The organism is Stenotrophomonas sp. MYb57 (assembly GCF_002966815.1).
Lineage (GTDB): Bacteria > Pseudomonadota > Gammaproteobacteria > Xanthomonadales > Xanthomonadaceae > Stenotrophomonas > Stenotrophomonas indicatrix.
Window position 1 is genome coordinate 1862745 of the sequence record NZ_CP023271.1, and the last position, 20153, is coordinate 1882897.

General features: G+C 66.7%; 21 protein-coding genes. 13 read left to right on the forward strand and 8 right to left on the reverse strand.

The window, feature by feature from the left end:
* Nucleotides 1-35: 35 nt before the first annotated feature.
* Complete coding sequence (locus CLM74_RS08625) at nucleotides 36-605, reverse strand: response regulator transcription factor (RefSeq protein ID WP_032952096.1); 570 nt, start codon at nucleotides 603-605, stop codon at nucleotides 36-38.
* Entirely contained in the window at nucleotides 602-1822 is a 1221-nt protein-coding gene (locus tag CLM74_RS08630) for an ATP-binding protein (protein WP_032952097.1), read from the reverse strand. The genes CLM74_RS08625 and CLM74_RS08630 overlap by 4 nt, the downstream gene beginning before the upstream one ends.
* Nucleotides 1823-1936: 114 nt before the next feature.
* Here CLM74_RS08630 and ispG point away from each other — a divergent pair, with 114 nt between their 5' ends.
* The 3 genes from ispG to CLM74_RS08645 all read left to right on the forward strand — a co-directional run bounded on the left by ispG (nucleotide 1937) and on the right by CLM74_RS08645 (nucleotide 4782).
* The gene (gene ispG / locus CLM74_RS08635) at nucleotides 1937-3202 is read left to right on the forward strand and encodes a flavodoxin-dependent (E)-4-hydroxy-3-methylbut-2-enyl-diphosphate synthase (protein ID WP_088101382.1); all 1266 of its coding nucleotides are present in this window, start codon (nucleotides 1937-1939) and stop codon (nucleotides 3200-3202) included.
* Nucleotides 3183-3932 (forward strand): phosphatase PAP2 family protein, encoded by a 750-nt coding sequence (locus CLM74_RS08640; RefSeq protein WP_025878803.1) that lies wholly within the window; start codon nucleotides 3183-3185, stop codon nucleotides 3930-3932. The genes ispG and CLM74_RS08640 overlap by 20 nt, the downstream gene beginning before the upstream one ends.
* 202 nt (nucleotides 3933-4134) lie before the next feature.
* On the forward strand, nucleotides 4135-4782 hold the full coding sequence (locus CLM74_RS08645) for a response regulator (protein WP_025878804.1): 648 nt from the start codon (nucleotides 4135-4137) through the stop codon (nucleotides 4780-4782).
* Between the two features lie 284 nt (nucleotides 4783-5066).
* Here the strand turns inward: CLM74_RS08645 and CLM74_RS08650 are convergent, their stop codons facing one another.
* From CLM74_RS08650 to zwf, 5 genes are all read right to left on the reverse strand, one after another.
* On the reverse strand, nucleotides 5067-5726 hold the full coding sequence (locus tag CLM74_RS08650) for a bifunctional 4-hydroxy-2-oxoglutarate aldolase/2-dehydro-3-deoxy-phosphogluconate aldolase (protein ID WP_032977879.1): 660 nt from the start codon (nucleotides 5724-5726) through the stop codon (nucleotides 5067-5069).
* A 237-nt stretch (nucleotides 5727-5963) separates the two neighbouring features.
* On the reverse strand, nucleotides 5964-7880 hold the full coding sequence (gene edd / locus CLM74_RS08655; protein WP_105163852.1) for a phosphogluconate dehydratase: 1917 nt from the start codon (nucleotides 7878-7880) through the stop codon (nucleotides 5964-5966).
* A 58-nt stretch (nucleotides 7881-7938) separates the two neighbouring features.
* Nucleotides 7939-8661, reverse strand: a complete 723-nt coding sequence (gene pgl / locus CLM74_RS08660) for a 6-phosphogluconolactonase (protein ID WP_032977874.1) — start codon at nucleotides 8659-8661, stop codon at nucleotides 7939-7941.
* Entirely contained in the window at nucleotides 8658-9665 is a 1008-nt protein-coding gene (glk, locus tag CLM74_RS08665; protein ID WP_105163853.1) for a glucokinase, read from the reverse strand. Before glk ends, pgl begins: the two co-directional genes overlap by 4 nt.
* The gene (gene zwf, locus CLM74_RS08670) at nucleotides 9662-11098 is read right to left on the reverse strand and encodes a glucose-6-phosphate dehydrogenase (RefSeq protein WP_025878809.1); all 1437 of its coding nucleotides are present in this window, start codon (nucleotides 11096-11098) and stop codon (nucleotides 9662-9664) included. Before zwf ends, glk begins: the two co-directional genes overlap by 4 nt.
* 352 nt (nucleotides 11099-11450) lie before the next feature.
* Here zwf and ugpC point away from each other — a divergent pair, with 352 nt between their 5' ends.
* On the forward strand, nucleotides 11451-12533 hold the full coding sequence (gene ugpC, locus CLM74_RS08675) for a sn-glycerol-3-phosphate ABC transporter ATP-binding protein UgpC (RefSeq protein WP_025878810.1): 1083 nt from the start codon (nucleotides 11451-11453) through the stop codon (nucleotides 12531-12533).
* A gap of 175 nt (nucleotides 12534-12708) precedes the next feature.
* Here ugpC and CLM74_RS08680 read toward each other — a convergent pair whose 3' ends face one another.
* On the reverse strand, nucleotides 12709-13584 hold the full coding sequence (locus CLM74_RS08680) for a folate-binding protein YgfZ (protein WP_105163854.1): 876 nt from the start codon (nucleotides 13582-13584) through the stop codon (nucleotides 12709-12711).
* A gap of 39 nt (nucleotides 13585-13623) precedes the next feature.
* Here CLM74_RS08680 and CLM74_RS08685 point away from each other — a divergent pair, with 39 nt between their 5' ends.
* The 9 genes from CLM74_RS08685 (at nucleotide 13624) to lolD (ending at nucleotide 19996) form a co-directional block, all read left to right on the forward strand.
* Nucleotides 13624-13797 (forward strand): DUF1674 domain-containing protein, encoded by a 174-nt coding sequence (locus CLM74_RS08685; RefSeq protein WP_080149151.1) that lies wholly within the window; start codon nucleotides 13624-13626, stop codon nucleotides 13795-13797.
* A 56-nt stretch (nucleotides 13798-13853) separates the two neighbouring features.
* Nucleotides 13854-14246 carry a succinate dehydrogenase, cytochrome b556 subunit gene (gene sdhC, locus CLM74_RS08690; RefSeq protein ID WP_025878812.1) on the forward strand — a complete coding sequence of 131 codons (393 nt, stop codon included), beginning with the start codon at nucleotides 13854-13856 and terminating at the stop codon, nucleotides 14244-14246.
* Nucleotides 14243-14629, forward strand: coding sequence for a succinate dehydrogenase, hydrophobic membrane anchor protein (gene sdhD, locus CLM74_RS08695; RefSeq protein WP_025878813.1), 387 nt, complete (start codon nucleotides 14243-14245; stop codon nucleotides 14627-14629). The genes sdhC and sdhD overlap by 4 nt, the downstream gene beginning before the upstream one ends.
* Nucleotides 14630-14660: 31 nt before the next feature.
* Nucleotides 14661-16451: a succinate dehydrogenase flavoprotein subunit gene (sdhA, locus tag CLM74_RS08700; protein ID WP_025878814.1), complete on the forward strand. Its 1791-nt coding sequence runs from the start codon at nucleotides 14661-14663 to the stop codon at nucleotides 16449-16451.
* A gap of 66 nt (nucleotides 16452-16517) precedes the next feature.
* Nucleotides 16518-17303, forward strand: coding sequence for a succinate dehydrogenase iron-sulfur subunit (locus tag CLM74_RS08705; RefSeq protein WP_025878815.1), 786 nt, complete (start codon nucleotides 16518-16520; stop codon nucleotides 17301-17303).
* A gap of 73 nt (nucleotides 17304-17376) precedes the next feature.
* On the forward strand, nucleotides 17377-17625 hold the full coding sequence (locus CLM74_RS08710) for a succinate dehydrogenase assembly factor 2 (RefSeq protein WP_089240366.1): 249 nt from the start codon (nucleotides 17377-17379) through the stop codon (nucleotides 17623-17625).
* On the forward strand, nucleotides 17576-18025 hold the full coding sequence (locus tag CLM74_RS08715; protein ID WP_105163855.1) for a hypothetical protein: 450 nt from the start codon (nucleotides 17576-17578) through the stop codon (nucleotides 18023-18025). The genes CLM74_RS08710 and CLM74_RS08715 overlap by 50 nt, the downstream gene beginning before the upstream one ends.
* A gap of 23 nt (nucleotides 18026-18048) precedes the next feature.
* Nucleotides 18049-19290 carry a lipoprotein-releasing ABC transporter permease subunit gene (locus CLM74_RS08720; RefSeq protein ID WP_025878818.1) on the forward strand — a complete coding sequence of 414 codons (1242 nt, stop codon included), beginning with the start codon at nucleotides 18049-18051 and terminating at the stop codon, nucleotides 19288-19290.
* The gene (gene lolD / locus CLM74_RS08725) at nucleotides 19283-19996 is read left to right on the forward strand and encodes a lipoprotein-releasing ABC transporter ATP-binding protein LolD (protein WP_032977862.1); all 714 of its coding nucleotides are present in this window, start codon (nucleotides 19283-19285) and stop codon (nucleotides 19994-19996) included. The genes CLM74_RS08720 and lolD overlap by 8 nt, the downstream gene beginning before the upstream one ends.
* The last annotated feature ends 157 nt before the right edge of the window (nucleotides 19997-20153 follow it).

Consider the following 20153-nt stretch of genomic DNA (forward strand, 5'->3'; position numbering starts at 1 on the left):
AGCGCCGGGCCATGCCCGGCGAATACGACGACGCATCACCGGCTCGGATCGCGTTCCGGGCTCGGCCGCTTGGCCAGCTTGCGCTGCAGCGAACGCCGGTGCATGCCGAGCAGCCGCGCGGCCGCCGACACATTGCCGCCGGTTTCATGCATCGCCTGCTGGATGTGTTCCCACTGCAGGCGGCTGATCGGGGTCATCGCATCGGGCACTTCCATCTCGCCGTCATCGGCCGGGCCATCGTCTTCCTCGCCCAGCGCACGCAGGATCATCGGCACCGTCGATGGTTTCGGCAGGTAGTCGTCGGCGCCCAGCTTGATCGCCTCCACTGCGGTGGCGATGCTGGCATAGCCGGTCACCAGCAGGATCCGCATATCCGCGCGCAGCGCGCGCAACGGCTGTATCAGGGCCAGGCCGGAATCGCTGCCCAGCTTCAGATCGATCAGCGCGAACGCCGGCGGATGCTGGCGGGCCAGTGCCAGCGCGCTGGCGGCATCCTGTGCGGTCTGCGTCTCCAGCCCTTTGCGGGCCAGGCTGCGCTGCAGGGTGCGCAGGTAGAGTTCGTCGTCGTCGACCAGCAGGCCAAGGGTGGAAGCAGTCATGGTCATTCCTCGCGGGGGGCCAACGGCAGGCGGAAGCCGACGCGGCTACCGGCCCCTTGGGCCGGGCGCATCCACATCTCGCCGTCCAGGCGTTCGATGGTGGCATGGGACAGGGCAAGACCGACGCCCATGCCTTCACTCTTGCTGCTGCCGAACAGCTTGCCCGGCAGCACGGCGGCGCGGGCGTTGAAGCCATGGCCGTAGTCGCGCACTTCGCCGATCAGGTCGTCGCCTTCGATGCGCAGGCTGAGATCGACGCGCGGTCGGCCGGCCTGCTCGCCGGCATCGGCCGCGTTGTTCAGCAGCACCATCAGCAGGTGGCCGACGCCCGGGTCCAGCGGCAGGCGCAGCGGTGCGTCGTCGTTGCGATGCAGGTCGATGGTCGGGCGCACCAGCCGCCATTGCTCCAGCACCTGCTGGGCCGTGGAGTGGGCGCGCCCGGGGCCGTCATTGGAGGCCGGCGCGGCCAGGGCCAGCACGCGCTCCCGGCACTGCACCAGCAGTTCGCGCAGGGTTTCCATGTCCTCGCGCACTTCCGGTTCTTCGCTGCGTTCGGCCACGTCGTCGGCGAGCAGGGTCATCGTCGCCAGCGGCGTGTTCAGTTCGTGCGCCACCGAGGCTGCATGCGTGGCCAGGGCGACGATGCCCTCGTTGCGCGCGAAGCGTTCGCGCAGTGCCGACAGTTCCAGCTCGCGCTCGCGCAGCGCGATCGCCAGCCGGGTAGAGAAGATCAGTACGACCGCAGCGGACAGCAGGAAGGTGGCGATCACGCCCCAGCGATTGAGGTCCAGTGCGTTGAAATAGCCCGCCGGCAGCGGTTGCCCGAACAGTCCGCTGGCGGCGTAGCCCAGCAGGCAGGCGCTGGCCACGGCCAGTGCCCAGCGCAGGGGCAGGGCGAAGGCCGCCAGGGCGATCAGGATCAGGAACAGCGAGCCGAACGGATTGGCGATGCCACCGCTCCAGCTGACCATCCAGGTGAGGATGATCACGTCCACCAGGATGTGGCCGAAGGCGGTCAGCGGTGCGGTATCGGCCGGCTCCGGGCGCAGCTGCGTATACAGGTTGAATACGGCGAGCACGGCCACGCCCGACCACAGCGGCAGTTGCGGCAAGGGCAGTCCCAGCACCCAGGTCGCAACCAGGATGGTGGCCGCCTGGCCAGCCACGGCCAACCAGCGCAGGCTGCACAGGGTTCGGAGAAACGGGGCGTCGGGACCGGTCATTCGCGCCCATCGTATGCGTTCGCGGGGGCGGCTGCCTGCGACAATCGGCCGCAGCCGGACTGTCGCCTGAATGCGACACACCCGGAAGGTCGGGGCGGGCGTTAGAATGCCCGCATGCATGACGCCGTCACCCGCCCTACAGCCCCCTCCGATGCCACTTCCTGGCCCCGTCGCCTGACCCAAGCGGTCCAGATCGGTGGAGTCACCGTGGGCGGTGGCAAGCCGGTCGTGGTGCAGTCGATGACCAATACCGACACGTCCGATGTGGCGTCCAGCGTCAAGCAGGTCGCTGAGCTCTGGCGTGCCGGCTCGGAAATGGTGCGCCTGACCGTCAACACGGTCGAAGCGGCCGCGGCGATCCCGCGCATCGTCGACAAGCTGGCGATGATGGGCATCGACGTGCCGCTGATCGGCGACTTCCACTACAACGGCCACCAGCTGCTGACGGCCGAGCCGGCCTGCGCCGAAGCACTGGCCAAGTACCGCATCAACCCGGGCAACGTAGGCTTCGGCAAGAAGAAGGACCTGCAGTTCGCGCAGCTGATCGAGTTCGCCATCCGCTACAACAAGCCGGTGCGCATCGGCGCCAACTGGGGCTCGCTGGACCAGGCCCTGGCGGCGAAGCTGATGGACGAGAACAACCATCGCGAACAGCCCTGGGACGCCGGCCGCGTGCTGCGCGAGGCGCTGATCCGTTCGGCGCTGGATTCGGCCGAGCAGGCCGTGGACATCGGCCTGCCGCGCGATCGCATCATCCTGTCGGCCAAGGTCAGCGGCGTGCAGGAGCTGATCGCGGTCTACCGCGACCTGGCCCAGCGTTCGGACTTCGCCCTGCATCTGGGCCTGACCGAAGCCGGTATCGGCAGCAAGGGCATCGTCGCCTCGGCGGCGGCGCTCAGCGTGCTGCTGCAGGAAGGCATCGGCGACACCATCCGCATTTCGCTGACGCCCGAACCGGGCCAGTCGCGCACGCAGGAAGTGATCGTCGCCCAGGAACTGCTGCAGACCACCGGCCAGCGCGCCTTCACTCCGCTGGTCACGGCGTGTCCGGGCTGCGGCCGTACCACCTCCGAATTCTTCCAGGAGCTGGCCAAGGTGGTGCAGAACCACGTGCGCGAAAAGATGCCGCTGTGGAAGATCCAGCACCCGGGTGCGGAGAACATGACCCTGGCGGTGATGGGCTGCGTGGTCAACGGGCCGGGTGAGTCGCGGCATGCCAACATCGGCATCTCGCTGCCGGGCACCGGTGAAGCACCGTCGGCACCGGTGTTCGTCGATGGCGAGAAGAAGGTGACCCTGCGTGGCGAGAACATCGCCCAGGAATTCGTCGCCCTGATCGATGATTACGTTGAACGCACCTATGTCCGAAGCGCCGGGTAAGCCGACGATCCTCGCTGCACCGGAGCCCGCCTCCGGCTTCCGCCACTGGATGGCGCGCAATGCCTGGCGGCTGCTGCTGCTGTTTGCCGGCGTGCTGCTGCCGCTGGCCGGATTCGTCGCCCTGGCCGACGAGGTGCACGAGTTCGAATCCTTCCATTTCGATGCGCCGCTGCTGTGGCAGATGCACGGCCTGCATTCGCCGTGGCTGGACCATGTGTTCGTGCTGCTGTCGAAGCTGGGCTACGAGTGGTTCCTGATCCCGGCCGATGTGCTGATTGTCGGTGCACTGGCCTGGCACCGGCGTTGGCGTGAAGCGACCTTCGTGGCCGTGAGCTTCGTAGGGTCGGCGCTGCTCAACATGGGCAGCAAGCACTTCTTCCAGCGCGACCGGCCCAGCCTGTGGGAATCGATCGCGCCGGAATCCACGTTCAGTTTCCCCAGTGGCCACGCGATGGGCTCGATGACCCTGGCGGTCACCCTGGTGCTGCTGGCCTGGAATACCCGCTGGCGCTGGCCGGTGCTGCTGCTGGCGCCGTCGTTCAGCCTGCTGGTAAGCGTTTCCCGGGTCTATCTGGGGGTGCATTACCCCTCGGACATCCTCGCCGGGTGGTGTGCAGCGCTGGTTTGGGTGGTAGGGTGCTATCTGGTCATGTTCAGCCGCCGTCATCCATGGCGACGGCACGGTTCGCCGCCAGCGACGGCCAGCGAAGCGATCACGCAAGGGGAGTGACGTGGATGCCCTCCCAAGGGCGTCTACCTGAGGGACGGGTTGTTTCGTTGTAACGGGTTCTGCAGGGCAAGGGGCACGATCAGTGCGTGAAGAATGTGATGCGCAAGGCAGAACGCCGGAATTGCGCAACATCCGCGCTTGCAGTGGTCAGGTGCTCCTGCCTAGGTTGACCCGTATTGGCCGCATTCGAAGAGGTACGTGAATGACGATTCGAGTCTACCTGGTGGATGACCATGCGTTGGTCCGCACCGGGATGAAAATGATACTGTCGAGTGAAACCGACATTGAAGTGGTGGGCGAGGCCGAAACGGGCGAAGACGCGCTGCCCGCGATCCGCCAGCTGCAACCGGACGTGGTGCTGTGTGATCTGCACCTGCCCGGCGTGAGCGGGATGGAAGTAACCGAGCGCATCGTTCGTGGCCACCGCAGCACGCGGGTGGTGATCGTGTCGGTGCTGGAAGACGGTCCGCTGCCCAAGCGCCTGCTCGAGGCCGGCGCCGCCGGTTACATCGGCAAGGGCTGCGATGCGCAGGAACTGCTGCGTGCGGTGCGCGACGTGGCCGCCGGACGACGTTACCTGGGCACGAGCATCGCGCAGAACCTGGCGTTGTCCACCGTGGAAGGCAACGGCTCGCCGTTCGACAACCTGTCGCCGCGTGAGCTGGAAGTGGCATTGCTGCTGACCCAGGGCCTGCGCCAGGAAGATATCGCCCGTCGTCTGAGCCTGAGCGCGAAGACGGTCAACACGCACAAGGCGCGGTTGTTCGAGAAGATGGGAATCCACGACAACATCGCGTTGGCGCGGATGGCCAGCCAGTACGGGCTGGTGGATCCGGCACGGCCGCTGTAAGGATTTCAGCCATCGGCTGAGCCCCTCGCGGTGGTGCGGCGGAGTTCGTGGGGTTGGCCCTGCGGAGGGATCGCGCAGGGGACGCCGTGAATCCATCCCTGGAGGCTCGGGCGCGCCATCCATGGCGCTTACGCCCCTGCGCGATCCCTCCGCAGGGCCACGGACAGGTTCCGTGCGCTGCCACCGCGGAATGAAGAAGGGAACGGAAGGAGCGGGTCGCGCGCTTTGCGCGCTTGGGGGCGGATCCCTTTCCCGGCGGGAAAGGGCTCTCACCCCGCAGTGCGTCAGTGACCGCGTACGCGCTTGACGATCTTCGCGGCCTGCGCGGCGCTTTCGCGCACCTTGTCCCACTGGCCGGCGTCGATCCAGTTGCCCGGCACCATCCACGAGCCACCGATGCAGACCACGTTCTTCTGCTCCAGGTACTCGGCGGCGGTGTTCTCGGTGATGCCACCGGTCGGGCACAGCTTGAGGTCGGCGATCGGGCCGGCTACGCCCTTGATCATCGCCAGGCCGCCCACGGCGGTGGCCGGGAACAGCTTGCACACGCGGAAACCGCGCGCGTAGAGCGCCAGCAGTTCGGTCGGCGTCGCCGCACCCGGTACCACCGGCAGCGGTGCCGCAGCCAACGCATCGGCCAGCACCGGCGGCGTGCCCGGGGTCACCAGGAAATCGGCGCCCGCATCGATCGACTGCTGCATCTGCTCCACCGTCAGCACCGTACCGGCGCCGACCACCACATCCGGCAGCTCACGCTTGAGCATCGCCAGCGCTTCCATCGCCACCGGCGTACGCAGCGTCAGCTCGATCGCCGGCAATCCGCCTTCCAGCAGCGCCGCGCTGACCGCACGTGCCTGGTCCAGCGTATGAATCGTCACCACCGGCAGGATGCCGGCCGCATGCAACAGCTCCGCCGCCCGCACCTGATGTTGTTCGATACCCATAGCTCTGCTTCTGCCTTTGCTTTCGCTCTAGTTGTGCTTTCAATGATCACTTCGCGGCGTATCGGCGCCGGAAACTGTGATGCGGCGGAGGGCAGGGCGTCGCCACGACCGTTCGCGCCATGGATGGCGCGATCGAGCCTACAGGGATGTATTTACGGCGTGTCCTGGCGACGGCCTGCCCTTCGCCGCCCCCTGGAAACCAACCGCCGCCACATACCCGCAACGCGCTTCAATCCCTCAGGCGTCCTTCGCCTCATGCGGCGCCGCCGCCGCCGCAGCATCGTGCCCCAGCTCATACTCCGCGTCGTAGTCCCACGGCCCACCGTCAGCCGCCGCCGGACCGCACGAAATCGAGATCGCGCCCTGATCGGCCGGACCCACCACGCGCCGGTTGATCGCGAACAGGTTGCGGCCCAGGTCATTGGCGGCCGGCGCCGTATTCGGCGCATGTGTACGCGCGGCCCATTCGGCTGCGTCCACCAGCACTTCAAGCGTGCCAGCCTCACCATCCAGGCGGATGATGTCGCCCTCGCGCACCTTGCCCAGCGGACCACCGCGTGCAGCTTCCGGCGTCACGTGGATGGCGGCGGGAATCTTGCCCGACGCACCGGACAGGCGACCATCGGTGACCAGCGCCACGCGCCGGCCCTGGTTCTGCAGCAGGCCCAGTAGCGGCGCCAGCGAATGCAGTTCCGGCATGCCGTTCGCGCGCGGACCCTGGTAACGCACCACCGCCACGAAATGCTCGGGCAGCAGGCCGCCGGCGTGCAGCTTGTTCAGCACCTGCGGCGCATCAACCACCACGGCCGGCGCTTCGATGGTGCGGTACTGCGGCTTCACTGCCGACAGTTTGATCAGCGACTTGCCGAGGTTGCCGCGCAGCAGGCGCAGGCCGCCCTGGCTCTCGAACGGGTTGTCGACACCGCGCACCACTTCTTCATCGGCGCTGCGTTCCAGGCCCGGCAGGTACACCAGCTTGCCATCGCGCAGCTGCGGCTCGCGCGCGTAGTCGGCCATGCCGCCACGGGCAACGCTGACCAGATCGCCATGCATCAGGCCGGCCTTGATCAGTTCACCGAACACGAACGCCGGGCCACCCGCTGCAGCGAAGCGGTTCACGTCGGCCTCGCCGTTCGGATAGACGCGCGCCAGCAGCGGGATCAGCTGCGACAGCTCGTCAAAGTCGTCCCAGGTCAGCACGATGCCGGCCGCACGTGCCACCGCGATCCAGTGGATGGTGTGGTTGGTCGAGCCGCCGGTGGCCATCAGCGCGATGATCGCGTTGATGATCGCGCGCTCGTCGATGATCCGGCCCAGCGGACGGAAGTCGTCGCCCAGCGCGGTGATGTCCAGTGCGCGCTCGGTGGCCTCACGGGTCAGCGTATCGCGCAGCGCCGTGTCCGGATTGACGAACGATGCGCCCGGCAGCTGCACGCCCATCGCTTCCAGCAGCACCTGGTTGGAATTGGCGGTGCCGTAGAAGGTGCAGGTGCCCGCGCCGTGGTAGGACGCCGATTCGGCTTCCAGCAGTTCTTCGCGAGTGGCTTCGCCGGCGGCGTAGCGCTCGCGCACTTCGGCCTTCTGCTTGTTGGGAATGCCCGGCGTCATCGGGCCTGCCGGCACGAACACCGCCGGAAGGTGGCCGAAGGCGAGGGCGCCGATCAGCAGGCCCGGCACGATCTTGTCGCACACACCGAGGTACACGGTGGTATCGAACATGTCGTGGCTGAGCCCGATCGCGGTGGCCTGGGCAATGACATCGCGCGAGAACAGCGACAGCTCCATGCCGCCGCGGCCCTGGGTGACGCCGTCGCACATCGCCGGCACAGCGCCGGCGACCTGTGCCGTCGCGCCCAGTTCGCGGGCCACCGCACGGATCTGTTCGGGATAGGTCTCGAACGGCTGGTGCGCCGACAGCATGTCGTTGTAGGCGGTGATGATGCCCAGGTTGGCCGTCACGCCGCCGCGCAGGCGGCTCTTGTCGGTGCCGCCACAGGCGGCGAAACCGTGGGCGAGGTTGCCGCAGCTGAGGCGGCTGCGGAACGGGCCATCGCGCAGGGAGGCGTCGATCGCTGCCAGATAGGCGGCGCGCGAAGCGGCGCTGCGGCGGATGACGCGCTCAGTGATGGCTTGCAGTTGCGGATGGAGGCTCATTGGCTACCGGCGTTCGAGGTGGCGAGAGGCAAGCGGCAGCAGGGCGCCGCCGCCGACATCAATCAGCCCAGTGGACGCGCAGGCGCGCGCCTTCGAGGTTGATCGCGTTGAGGATCGGATACTGCTGCGGGTCGTTGCTGTCCAATGCCTGGCGCAGCACCTGCAGCTTCTGCTTGCCGCGCAGCAGCAGCAGGCGCTGGCGGCACTGGCCGAGGCCGCGCGGGGTCAGGGTGATGCGCAGCGGCCACTGGTTGGCACCGGGGCATCCGGTGGCATCCAGCGCGGCGTACGGCAGGGTGCTTTCCAGCGCGCGGGTCAGGTCCTTCGAGCCCGGGAACAGCGAGGCGGTATGGCCGTCGTTGCCCATGCCCAGTGCGACCAGGCTTGGCGCCTGGCTGTGCTGGGCCTGCAGGTTGGCGGTATACACGCATTCGGGCAGCGGCTTGCCGATCCGCACCAGCGGATCGAAGTGCGCACCTTCGGCACGCGTGAGCAGGTTCTCGCGCACCAGCCACGCATTGCTGTCGCGATCCTGCGGCGACAACCAGCGCTCGTCGGCCAGGCTCACTTCAACGCGGTCCCAATGCACGTCCAGCTCGGCCAGCGCCTGGTATACCGGGGCCGGCGTAGTACCGCCGGACAGCAGGATGCGTGCGCGGCCCAGTTCGGTGATGTCGTGGTTGATCGCCTGCGCCATTTCGGCTGCAACCGCTTCGATCCAGCCATCGGCATCGCCATGGTTGATGAAGTCGATACGGTCGTCCTGGAAGATGGGGGTCATGCGGCAACTCCTGGTGCGTCACGTTCGGCGTCGGCAGCATAGGCAGCGGCGCCCAGCAGTCCGGCGTGGGGATGCATCACGGCCAGCGACGGCACCCGCGCCATGATCGAAGAGAACCGGCCCTTGTGTTCGAAGCGCTGGCGGAAACCGGAGTGCTGCAATGAATCGAGCATCTTCGGAGTCAGCCCACCGGTCAGGAACACACCATCCCAGGCGCCCTGGGTCAGCACCAGATCACCGGCAATGGCGCCGAACACCGCGCAGAACACATCCACGGTACGCATCGCCTGTGGATCGCCGTGCAGGGCGCGGGCGGTCACGTCCACCGGTTGCAGTTGGCCCGGGTCGATACCCGCCATCTCGCAGATTGCGCGATGGATGTTGACCAGGCCGGGGCCGCAGATCAGCCGCTCGTTGGAGACGCGCCCGAACTGCTCGGACAGGATCTCCAGGATGCGGATCTCTTCAGGCGTTCCCGGCGGGAAGCTGACATGGCCGCCCTCGGTTTCCAGCGGGTAACAGCGGCCGTGGCGAAGGATCAGGCCGCCGACGCCGAGGCCGGTACCTGGGCCGATCACTGCGTAGTTGCGCGGCTGACCCGGCTTGCCCGGAACCCAGGCGGCACCGCCGACCTGGACCACGTCATCGGGATGCAGCAGCGAAATCGCCATCGCCTGCGCGGCGAAGTCGTTGATCAGGTGCAGTTCGTTGAAACCAAGCATCGCGGCCGTGCGGCTGCGCGAGATCACCCACGGATGGTTGGTGATGCGGGCTTCGTCACCATCGACACGACCGGCGACTGCGAACACGCCACGGCTTGCGGTGGCGCCGATCTGCTCCAGATGGTGGCGCGCGGCATCACCCAGCGACGGGAACTCCGCCACGGCGTACTCGCGGATGCTCTCTTTCAGCAGCGGGGCGTCCTGCGAGATGTCGGCAAGGGCGAAGCGGGCATTGGTACCACCGATGTCGGCGACCAGCACGGGCTGCGAGCTGGCACTCATTCCGACGCTCCGCTATCTGGCGCATCCACGCCCTGCGGCAGGAAGTCGACCGCGTTGGCCGGGCCCCACTGGCCGGCAGGGTAGGGTTCCAGCGGCAGGTTGGCCGCCTTCCAGGCATCGGCAACGCTGTCGATCCAGGCCCAGGCGGCACGCACTTCGTCATCGCGCACGAACAGGGTGTGGTTGCCGTTGAAGGCGTCCAGGAACAGGCGCTCGTAGGCGATACGGCGATGCAGGCCGGTCGGCACCGACAGCTCCAGCTCCAGCGGCTGCAGTTCCAGCGCGCCCCATTCCGGCCCGGCCAGGCTGCTCATCAGGCCCAGTTCGATGTTCTCCTGCGGCTGCAGCTGGAACACCAGGCGGTTCGGTGCGGCCTGCGCACGCTGCGGACGCTCGAACAACCAATGCGTGACCGGCTTGAGTGTCACCACCACGCGGGTGGTGCGCTCGGGCAGGCGCTTGCCGGTGACCAGGTGGAACGGCACGCCGCTCCAGCGCCAGTTGTCGATGTGCGCGGTGACACCGGCGAAGGTCTCCACGTCGCTGCCTTCCGGCGGCTGGTAGGCCTGTGCGGGCTGGCCGTTGATGCTGCCGGCGGTATAGCGGCCGCGCACGCTGTCACGCGCGGCGTGCTTGGCATCCAGCGGGCGCAGTGCGCGCAGCACCTTGACCTTCTCATCGCGGATGCGGTCGGCTTCCAGCGACGCCGGCGGCTCCATCGCCACCATGCACAGCAGCTGCAGGATGTGGCTCTGCACCATGTCGCGCAGGGCGCCTGAGCGCGCGTAGTAGGCATCGCGGCCATCCACGCCTTCGCTTTCGGCGACCAGGATGTGCACCGATTCGATGTAATTGCGGTTCCACACCGCTTCCAGCAGCGTGTTGCCGAAGCGCAGCGCGATCAGGTTCTGTACCGCTGCCTTGCCCAGGTAGTGATCGAGGCGGAACACGCGGTCTTCGTCGATCCACTGGCCGATGGTGGTGATGATCTCCTCGGCGCTTTCGCTGTCGCTGCCGATCGGCTTCTCCAGCATCAGGCGCGCGGGTGCGGCCAGCGCGCCGCCCTTGGCCAGGCCCTCGCAGGTGGAGATGTACAGGCCCGGGGGGATCGCCAGGTAGCTCACGCAGCGGCGGTCGACCAGGTCGGACACGGCAGCGGCGACCGAGTCGACGTCGCGCAGGTCCACCGAGCGGTAGTCGATGCGGCGCAGCAGGGAGGCGATGTCCTCCTGGCTGGCCATCGGCATCGCCTGCTGCAGGCGCGGGCGCAGGATGTCATGGAAGGCTTCGGTGTCGTGGCCCGACAGGGCCAGCGCACGAATGCGGAAATCCTCCGGCAGCAGGCCGTCGCCGAGCAGGCGCAGCAGCGAAGGGAACAGGTAGCGCTGGGCCAGATCACCTGTGGCACCAAACAGGAAGAGTGTGTCGTGCATCGCTCGAGTTTCAGATCCGGGTGACATCGTTGTCAATCGCTTCATGGCTGGGTTCGGGGGACATCCGCGCAACTGCCTGTCCGAGGCTCATCTGGATCGGTTTTCCGGCTTGCCGGAGCACCGTTCCAATCGAAACCACTACAGCGGCAACCCTTCGTTCGGTCGACGATGCAGGTCGGCGCGCACCGACTGTCGGATAGTGCCACGTGAAAACGTTTACATGGCAGAATGGGCAACTGTATTCGATTGCAGTGGTCGCCGTCATGCGGCAACCGCGCAATCATCACTGCCATCGGGAGGGCCGAGGCAGTCCCAAAAGACAGCCCGGCGTCGGGCGGACTGGATGAGTGAAATGGCAAAAGTGCAGTTGCAGGGTGTGCGCAAGGTCTACGACAACGGCCAGGTTGCAGTGAAGGACGCCACCTTCGAAGTCGCCGACGGCGAGTTGATGGTGCTGGTCGGTCCGTCGGGGTGTGGCAAGTCGACCCTGTTGCGGATGGTGGCCGGGCTGGAAGAGATCAGCGGCGGCACGTTGACCATCGGTGATCGCGTGGTCAACGACGTGGCGCCGAAGGATCGCGACATCGCGATGGTGTTCCAGAGTTACGCGCTGTATCCGCACATGACCGTGGCCGAGAACCTGGCCTTTGGCCTGAAGCTGCGCGGGCACGACAAGGCGACCATCGACAAGCGCATCAGCGAAGCCGCGCAGACGCTGGGGCTGACCGACATGATGGACAAGTTGCCCAAGGCGATGTCCGGTGGCCAGCGCCAGCGCGTTGCATTGGGCCGTGCGCTGGTGCGTGAGCCGGCGGTGTTCCTGTTGGACGAGCCGCTGTCCAACCTGGATGCCAAGCTGCGCCACAGCGTGCGCACCGAGATCGCGCAGCTGCACCGCAAGCTGGGCACCACCATGATCTACGTGACCCACGATCAGGTCGAGGCGATGACCCTGGGCCAGCGCATCGTGGTGCTGAAGGACGGCATCATCCAGCAGATCGATACGCCGATGGCGCTGTACGACCGCCCGGCCAACCTGTTCGTGGCCGGCTTCCTCGGCAGCCCGGCGATGAACGTGCTGCGCGGCACGCTGCAGGGCGACGCCGGTGGCGTGACCGTGGTCGATGGCCAGTGGCGTGCTCCGCTGGGGCAGGCGACGATCGATCCGGCGTGGCTGCAGAAGCCGATCGCCGTGGGCGTGCGTCCCGAGCACCTGCAGCCGGCAGGTAGCGAAGACACGCATGCGTTCACCGCGCGCATCGAAGGCATCGAGCCAGTCGGCAACGAGATCTTCGTCAACATGAGCAGCGGCCAGCACGCGCTGACCATGCGCGTGGCGCCGCAGTCGCTGCCGGGCGTGGGCGAGGACATCCGGGTGGCGATCCACCCGCAGGGCCTGCATTTCTTCAACCCGGAAACCGGCGAGCGCCTGTAACCGGTAGTGCCGGCCGCTGGCCGGCAACCTCAACCCGGCGTGGTTGCCGACCAGTGGCCGGCACTACCTTCCTTCGCCGAAGGCGTGCGGACCAACGGTCCGCACCCACCGTGATCCCCAGTAGATCCACGCCATGCGTGGATGACATGCGTGGATGAAATGCCGGATCGGCGGTTCAGCGCGCCAGGCCGTCCAGCAGCGGCATCCGCTGCGCGACCGCGTTGCCCACCTGCAGTTCGCTGTCGCCGGTCTCCAGCGGCAGCACAGCCAGTGCCAGATCGCCGGCCACGCTGGCCAGGGTGCCGAGCGCGACCCCGTCCTGCTGCACGCCATCGCCTGCCTGCGCAGGTGCAGCGGTATGCAGCAGCTGCACCGCGCGCTTGGCCTTGCCGAGGAAATGGGTGCGCGCGACGATTTCCTGGCCGGGGTAGCAGCCCTTCTTCACGCTGTAGCCATTGAGGCGGTCCAGGCCCAGCTGCTGCGGGGTCCACACCTCGCGCTGGCTCTCTGCCAAGCGTGGCAGGCCAAAGCGCAGGTCGGCCTGGCGCCAGGCCAGGGCGAAGGCGGCATCTTCGGCTTCGTCGCTGGCCGGGAAGGCCTCGACCGGGCCGATGCGCAAAGTACGGGGAAGTGCGTCGCTGCCCAGATCCAGCTCCCAACCCTGACTGCCGACCAGCGCGATGGCGGCGCCAGCGGCGGCTTCCGGCGCAGTAAAGGCACCGGCCACGGCAAGGTCTGCATGCACCTGCAGTTTCACTTTGCGGCGGAACACGAAGCGCTGCAGTTGCGACGCAATCGCATCGGCATCGCCGTCGGCGAGCAGCAGAAGCACATGGTCATCGGCCAGCCGCAGCAGCTGGAACACCGCCAGGGTGCGGCCCTTGGCGCTCAGCCACGCGCTCCACTGCCAGTGCAGCAGGGGCAGGGCGGTCACGTCGCTGCTGAACTGGGCATGGGCAAAAGCCACTGCATCCACGCCCTGCAGGCTCAGCAATTGATGGCCGGGCAGGCGCGGATATGCGACGAAAGCAGGGGGAAGGTTGTCAGGCACGTGAACGAGGTCTAAAATTTGTGCGTTGCGAGACCCATCATGATAGGCCAAACAACCCCCACTCCCGACGCCGAAGCTGAAGCCCCGCTGGTTCCCCCGGTCCCTGTGCCCGTGGAACAACCAGAGGTGGAAGAGGAATTCGGTGGCCGCGGCGGACTTGATCCGGTGCGGTATGGCGATTGGGAAAAAAACGGACGCTGCATCGATTTTTGATCAGCATTGAGCCAACGCGGCCTTATGCCGCCCAGCCGAGACAACGAGCCCAGCGAATGGCGACCAGACAACGTCCCCTTTCTCCGCACCTTCAGGTGTATCGCTGGCAGATTCAGATGGCCACCTCGATCCTGCATCGAGCCACTGGCGTCTTTCTGTCTGTTGGTGCCCTCATCATCGCCGGAGGCCTGTTGGCTCTGATGATGGGGCCCGAATCCTGGAACTGCTTCACCGGCCATGCCGGGGCCTGGTATGGCCGCGTGTTCCTGTTCGCGTGGACATGGTCGTTCGCCTATCACCTGTGCAATGGCATCCGCCATATCGTGCAGGACTTCGCGATCGGATTCCGCATTGCCACCTTCATCCGCAGCAGCTGGATGTCGGTGATCGGCAGCCTGCTGATCACCCTGGCGGTGTGGGCCTATGTGCTGTTCGGAGGTGCCGCATGAGCAAGTTCCGTACCCCGTTGAAGGGCGTGCGCGGTCTCGGTTCGGCCAAGACCGGCACCGAGCACTTCGTGCATCAGCGGCTGACCGCCGCCGCGCTGGTGGTGCTGGGCATCTGGTTCCTGGTGTTCGTGCTGGGCCTGCTGGGCTCGGATTACGTGACCGCCACCGCCGCGATCGCCAAGCCGTGGAACGCCGTTCCGCTGATCGGCCTGCTGATCGCCATGTTCTGGCATGCCCAGCTCGGCCTGCAGGTCGTGCTGGAGGACTACATCCACGAATCGCTGCTGGCCCTGGTGCTGCAGACCGCGGTGAAGTTCGTTGCCGTGCTCGGCATGATCGTCAGTGTGTTTGCGGTGGGCCGCATCGCCCTCGGCGTTGCCTGAGCCCAGGCGCCAAGACAGGAATCCAGACTAGATGTCCGCTTACAAGATTACCGAACACAAGTACGACATGGTCGTGGTGGGCGCCGGCGGCGCCGGCCTGCGCGCCACGTTCGGCCTGGCCGCCAAGGGCCTGCAGACCGTGTGCCTGACCAAGGTCTTCCCGACCCGTTCGCACACCGTTGCTGCCCAGGGCGGTATCTCCGCCGCGCTCGGCAACATGGGCGAGGACGACTGGCGTTACCACTTCTTCGACACCATCAAGGGGTCGGACTGGCTGGGCGACCAGGACGCCATCGAGTACATGTGCCGTGAAGCGATTCCGGCGATCATCGAGCTCGAGCACTACGGCGTGCCGTTCAGCCGCACCGCCGAAGGCAAGATCTACCAGCGTCCGTTCGGTGGCATGACCACCCAGTACGGCGAAGGCCCGGCGGCGCAGCGTACCTGCGCGGCGGCCGACCGTACCGGCCACGCGATGCTGCACACGCTGTACCAGCAGTCGCTGAAGCACGACGCACGCTTCATGATCGAGTACTTCGCACTCGACCTGATCTTCGATGACGAAGGTGCCTGCCGTGGTGTGCTGGCGCTGGACATGTCCGACGGCACGCTGCACCTGTTCCGCGCCCAGGGCGTGGTGCTGGCCACCGGCGGCTACGGCCGCGCCTACTTCAGCGCCACCTCGGCGCACACCTGCACCGGCGACGGTGGCGGCCTGGCCATGCGCGCCGGCATCGCCATGCAGGACATGGAGTTCGTGCAGTTCCATCCGACCGGCATCTACGGCGCCGGCTGCCTGATCACCGAGGGTGTCCGCGGTGAAGGCGGCATCCTGCGCAACAGCAGCGGCGAGCGCTTCATGGAGCGTTACGCACCGCACTACAAGGACCTGGCTTCGCGCGACGTGGTCAGCCGTTCGATGACCATCGAGATCCGCGAAGGCCGTGGCGTGGGCGAGCACAAGGACCACATCCTGCTCGACCTGACCCACCTCGGCCCGGGCGTGATCGACGACAAGCTGCCGGGCATCGCCGAGAGCGCGCGCATCTTCGCCGGCGTCGACGTGCACAAGCAGCCGATCCCGGTGATTCCGACCGTGCACTACAACATGGGCGGCATCCCGACCAACTACCACGGTGAAGTGGTGCGCAAGGACGGCGAGAACCCCGATGCGGTCGTGCCGGGCCTGTACGCCATCGGCGAAGCGGCCTGCGTTTCGGTGCACGGTGCCAACCGCCTGGGTTCGAATTCGCTGCTGGACCTGGTGGTGTTCGGGCGTGCGGTGGCCAACCGTTGCGCGGCGACGATCACCCCGGGCGCGGCGCACAAGACCCTGCCGGCCGACGCCTGCGACAAGGCGCTGGGCCTGCTGGACAAGCTGCGTCACGCCAACGGCGATACCCCGACTTCGGTCATCCGCGATCGCATGCAGCGCACCATGCAGGCCGACGCGGCGGTCTTCCGTACCAGCCAGACGCTGAAGGAAGGCTGCGAGAAGATGGACAAGATCTTCGATTCGTTCCAGGACGTGAAGGTCTCCGACCGTTCGCTGGTCTGGAACTCGGACCTGATCGAGACCTACGAGCTGAACAACCTGCTGCTGAATGCAGTGGCGACGATCAACTCGGCCGAGCAGCGCAAGGAAAGCCGCGGCGCGCACGCGCACGAGGACTTCCCGGACCGCGACGACGTCAATTGGCAGAAGCACACCCTGGTCAGCGTGGACGAGAAGGGCAAGTGCAGCTTCGACTACCGTCCGGTGCACATGTACACGTTGACTGATGACGTGTCCGTGGTGCCGCCGAAGCCGCGCGTGTACTGATCCGACCCCGCCTAACATGCAATCCGCGCCCTCGGGCGCGGGCCGCCTGAGCCAACGAGAGCAGCCATGGCCGAGTTTTCACTCCCCAAGAATTCCAAGATCACGAAGGGCAAGCACTTCCCCGCCAAGACCGGCGGCAAGAACGTGCGCACCTTCAAGATCTACCGCTGGAGTCCGGACGACGACAGCAATCCGCGCACCGACACCTATGACGTCGATCTGGACGCCTGCGGCCCGATGGTCCTGGACGCGCTGATCAAGATCAAGAACGAGATCGACCCGACCCTGACCTTCCGCCGCTCGTGCCGCGAAGGCATCTGTGGTTCGTGCGCGATGAACATCGACGGCACCAACACCCTGGCCTGCACCCGAGCCATCTCGGACTGCGGCAAGAAGGAAGTGCCGATCTACCCGCTGCCGCACATGAACGTGGTCAAGGATCTGGTTCCGGACCTGACCCACTTCTACGCGCAGTACGCCTCGATCAAGCCGTGGATCCGCACCCAGACCCCGGCACCGCCGGACCGTGAGCGCCTGCAGTCGCCGGAAGACCGCAAGAAGCTCGATGGCCTGTACGAGTGCATCCTGTGCGCGTGCTGCTCGACCAGCTGCCCGAGCTACTGGTGGAACGGCGAGCGTTACCTGGGCCCGGCGATCCTGCTGCAGGCCTACCGCTGGATCATCGATTCGCGCGACGAGGACACCGGTGCGCGCCTGGACGATCTGGAAGATCCGTTCAAGCTGTACCGCTGCCACACCATCATGAACTGCGCCCGGACCTGTCCGAAGGGCCTGAACCCGGCCCTGGCGATCGCCGAGATCAAGAAGCTGATGATGGAACGCCGCGCCTGATACGGTGCCGGGTAGTTGCATGACCCCAGCAGAGCCACGCCATGCGTGGCTTTGCTGTATCTGGAGAGACACGATGGAAGAAGATGTTCTGCTGAAGAAGCTGCGCTGGCGTTGCCGGCGCGGCATGCGCGAACTGGACCAGTTGTTCGGTCGCTACCTGGACCGCGAATGGAGCAGTGCACCGACCGAAGAGCGCGAGGTTTTCCTGTTCCTGCTCGATTGCGAGGACGATAAGTTGTGGCGTTGGTTCATGGGCTACGAGGCCTGTCCACATGCGCACGCCGTCCCCCTCATGCACAAGATCCTCGCCCTCAAGCCTTGAGTGGCGCCCGTCGCGGCTGCAGGCCGGCGCCCAGCTGGCGGTACTGCTGGCCGCGCCGTGGCTGCTGCATGCTTCGGATCTGCCATCCGCGCATCTGCTTCCGGCGTTGATCGGGGTCTGGGCGCTTGGCCTGGCTGAGCTGGCCTGGCGCCTGCGGCGGCGCCCTGTCGTGCTGCAGCTGCCGCCCCTGCCAGAGCTGCTGCGGCTGGACGGCGGCGATATTGCCGAGCCGCGGCTGGTGGTGCGCGGGCCCTGGCTGCTGCTGCACTGGCGCGAGGGCTGGCGTCGCAGGCGCCTGTTGTTCTGGCCGGACGTGCTTGATCGCGCACAACGACGTGAACTGCGACTGGCCGTGGCCGCACGAAGCGTTTCCCGTCGGCCCCGGTCGGTGGCACCATAGGCTGAATCGACTGGCGTGCCTGCATGTTCAAACCCATTCCCGTGGCCATTGGCCTGCGCTATCTGCGCGCCAAGCGCCGCAACGGCTTCATCTCCTTCATTTCGATGGCATCGATCCTGGGCATCGCGCTCGGGGTGACGGTGCTGATCACCACATTGGCGGTCATGAGCGGTTTCCAGAAGGAAATCCGCAGCCGCCTGCTGCAGATGACCGCACACACCACCATCAGCCGCGACGGCGAACCGATGCCGGACTGGATGCGCGTGGTCGATGTGGCCAACAAGGATCCGCGCGTGGCCGGTGCTGCGCCGTATATCGAGATCCAGTCGATGATCAGCGGCCCGCGCGTGCAGGGTGCGATCATCCAGGGCATCGACCCGGCACTGGAACCGAAGGTGTCGGTGATCGACAAGAAGGTCACCAAGGGCAGCTACGGCAGCCTGACCCCGGGCAGCTTCAACCTGTTGCTGGGCAAGGAACTGGCCGTCTGGCTGGGCGTGGACGTCGGTGACCAGGTGCTGGTGACCTTCGCGGAAGTGCAGGGCACGCCAGCGGGCGCGGTGCCGCGGATGAAGCGCTTCACCGTCAGCGGAATCTTCGAGGCCGGTTACAACGAGGTCGATCGCGGTGTGGGTTTTGCCAACATGAAAGACCTGGAGCGCGTACTGCGTTCCGATGGCGCCACCGGCGTGCGCCTGAAACTGCATGACATGGACCGCTCGCTGGAGGTGGGCGTGGACCTGGCGCAGAACCTCGGCGGTGCCTATCGGGTCAGCGACTGGACCCAGCAGAACGCCAACCTGTACCACTCGCTGCGCATGGAAAAAGTGGTGATGGGCATCCTGCTCTCGCTGATCATCGCCATGGGCGCGTTCAACCTGGTGTCCTCGCAGGTGATGCTGGTGACCGACAAGCAGGCCGACATCGCGATCCTGCGCACCCTCGGCCTGACCCCGGGCGGGGTGATGCAGGTGTTCATGGTGCAGGGCTCGCTGATCGGCATCTTCGGCACCCTTGCCGGCCTGATCGGCGGCATCACCCTGACCTTGAACCTGGAACGCATCCTCGGCGCCATCGAGTCGGTGTTCAACGTCAAGCTGCTGCCGGAGGATGTGTACTACATCACCGGCCTGCCGACCGACATGCAGACCAGCGACATCGTGGTGATCACCCTGGTCGCGCTGCTGATGAGCTTCCTGGCCACTCTCTATCCCGCCTGGCGGGCAGCACGCACCCAGCCGGCGGAGGCCCTGCGCTATGAATAAGGTCTTCAACCGCGGCGATGAAGTGATCCGTGCCGAAGGGCTGGGCAAGACCTACGCCGAAGGGCGCATGCAGACACCGGTGTTCGACGGGCTGGACCTGACGGTGACTGCAGGTGAGACGGTTGCGATCATCGGTGCCTCCGGTGCCGGCAAGAGCACGCTGCTGCACCTGCTGGGCGGGCTGGATACGCCCACCGCTGGCGAGGTCTATGTCACCGGCCAGCGCATGTCGGCGCTGTCGGACACCTCGCGCGGCCTGCTGCGCAACCAGGCGCTGGGTTTCGTCTATCAGTTCCACCACCTGCTGCCGGAATTCACCGCGCTGGAAAACGTGATGATGCCGGTGATGCTGGCCGGTACCGCGGTGGCCGAGGCCAGCACGCGTGCGACTGCGCTGCTGGAATCGGTCGGCCTCGGCCATCGCCTGGACCACAAGCCCGGCGAACTGTCCGGTGGCGAACGCCAGCGTGCTGCGGTGGCGCGCGCGTTGGTCAATCACCCGGCCTGCGTGCTGGGCGACGAGCCGACCGGAAACCTGGATGACCGCACGGCTGCGACTGTGTTCGAGCTGATGCTGGAGCTCAACCGTGCGCGGCATACCAGCCTGGTGCTGGTGACCCATGACCGCTCGCTGGCACGGCGTCTGGACCGGGTGCTGGAGCTGCGCGAAGGGCGCCTGCACGCGCTGGCCCACGCCGACGTCTGAGCGGCCGGCCAAGCGCCAACCAAGGTTGGCGACTACCGGATTCGATGCAGGGCCTGGTCGGCTGGGGGCCGCCGACCAACGGCTGAACCAGGCTGCCGGCCGTTGCGCCGGCACCACCCCGGCGGGTGCATGATCGGCACAGTTCCCCCGTGGAGAT

Bases quoted from the DNA above. Each gene is read 5' to 3' on its own strand.
- sdhC (WP_025878812.1), top strand. From the start codon at position 13,854: ATGGCGACCAGACAACGTCCCCTTTCTCCGCACCTTCAGGTGTATCGC.
- CLM74_RS08705 (WP_025878815.1), top strand. From the start codon at position 16,518: ATGGCCGAGTTTTCACTCCCCAAGAATTCCAAGATCACGAAGGGCAAG.
- sdhA (WP_025878814.1), top strand. From the start codon at position 14,661: ATGTCCGCTTACAAGATTACCGAACACAAGTACGACATGGTCGTGGTG.
- glk (WP_105163853.1), bottom strand. From the start codon at position 9,665: ATGAGTGCCAGCTCGCAGCCCGTGCTGGTCGCCGACATCGGTGGTACC.
- ispG (WP_088101382.1), top strand. From the start codon at position 1,937: ATGCATGACGCCGTCACCCGCCCTACAGCCCCCTCCGATGCCACTTCC.
- zwf (WP_025878809.1), bottom strand. From the start codon at position 11,098: ATGCACGACACACTCTTCCTGTTTGGTGCCACAGGTGATCTGGCCCAG.
- CLM74_RS08640 (WP_025878803.1), top strand. From the start codon at position 3,183: ATGTCCGAAGCGCCGGGTAAGCCGACGATCCTCGCTGCACCGGAGCCC.
- edd (WP_105163852.1), bottom strand. From the start codon at position 7,880: ATGAGCCTCCATCCGCAACTGCAAGCCATCACTGAGCGCGTCATCCGC.
- CLM74_RS08715 (WP_105163855.1), top strand. From the start codon at position 17,576: ATGCGCACGCCGTCCCCCTCATGCACAAGATCCTCGCCCTCAAGCCTT.
- CLM74_RS08685 (WP_080149151.1), top strand. From the start codon at position 13,624: ATGATAGGCCAAACAACCCCCACTCCCGACGCCGAAGCTGAAGCCCCG.
- pgl (WP_032977874.1), bottom strand. From the start codon at position 8,661: ATGACCCCCATCTTCCAGGACGACCGTATCGACTTCATCAACCATGGC.
- ugpC (WP_025878810.1), top strand. From the start codon at position 11,451: ATGGCAAAAGTGCAGTTGCAGGGTGTGCGCAAGGTCTACGACAACGGC.
- CLM74_RS08645 (WP_025878804.1), top strand. From the start codon at position 4,135: ATGACGATTCGAGTCTACCTGGTGGATGACCATGCGTTGGTCCGCACC.
- CLM74_RS08710 (WP_089240366.1), top strand. From the start codon at position 17,377: ATGGAAGAAGATGTTCTGCTGAAGAAGCTGCGCTGGCGTTGCCGGCGC.
- lolD (WP_032977862.1), top strand. From the start codon at position 19,283: ATGAATAAGGTCTTCAACCGCGGCGATGAAGTGATCCGTGCCGAAGGG.
- CLM74_RS08720 (WP_025878818.1), top strand. From the start codon at position 18,049: ATGTTCAAACCCATTCCCGTGGCCATTGGCCTGCGCTATCTGCGCGCC.
- sdhD (WP_025878813.1), top strand. From the start codon at position 14,243: ATGAGCAAGTTCCGTACCCCGTTGAAGGGCGTGCGCGGTCTCGGTTCG.
- CLM74_RS08630 (WP_032952097.1), bottom strand. From the start codon at position 1,822: ATGACCGGTCCCGACGCCCCGTTTCTCCGAACCCTGTGCAGCCTGCGC.
- CLM74_RS08650 (WP_032977879.1), bottom strand. From the start codon at position 5,726: ATGGGTATCGAACAACATCAGGTGCGGGCGGCGGAGCTGTTGCATGCG.
- CLM74_RS08625 (WP_032952096.1), bottom strand. From the start codon at position 605: ATGACCATGACTGCTTCCACCCTTGGCCTGCTGGTCGACGACGACGAA.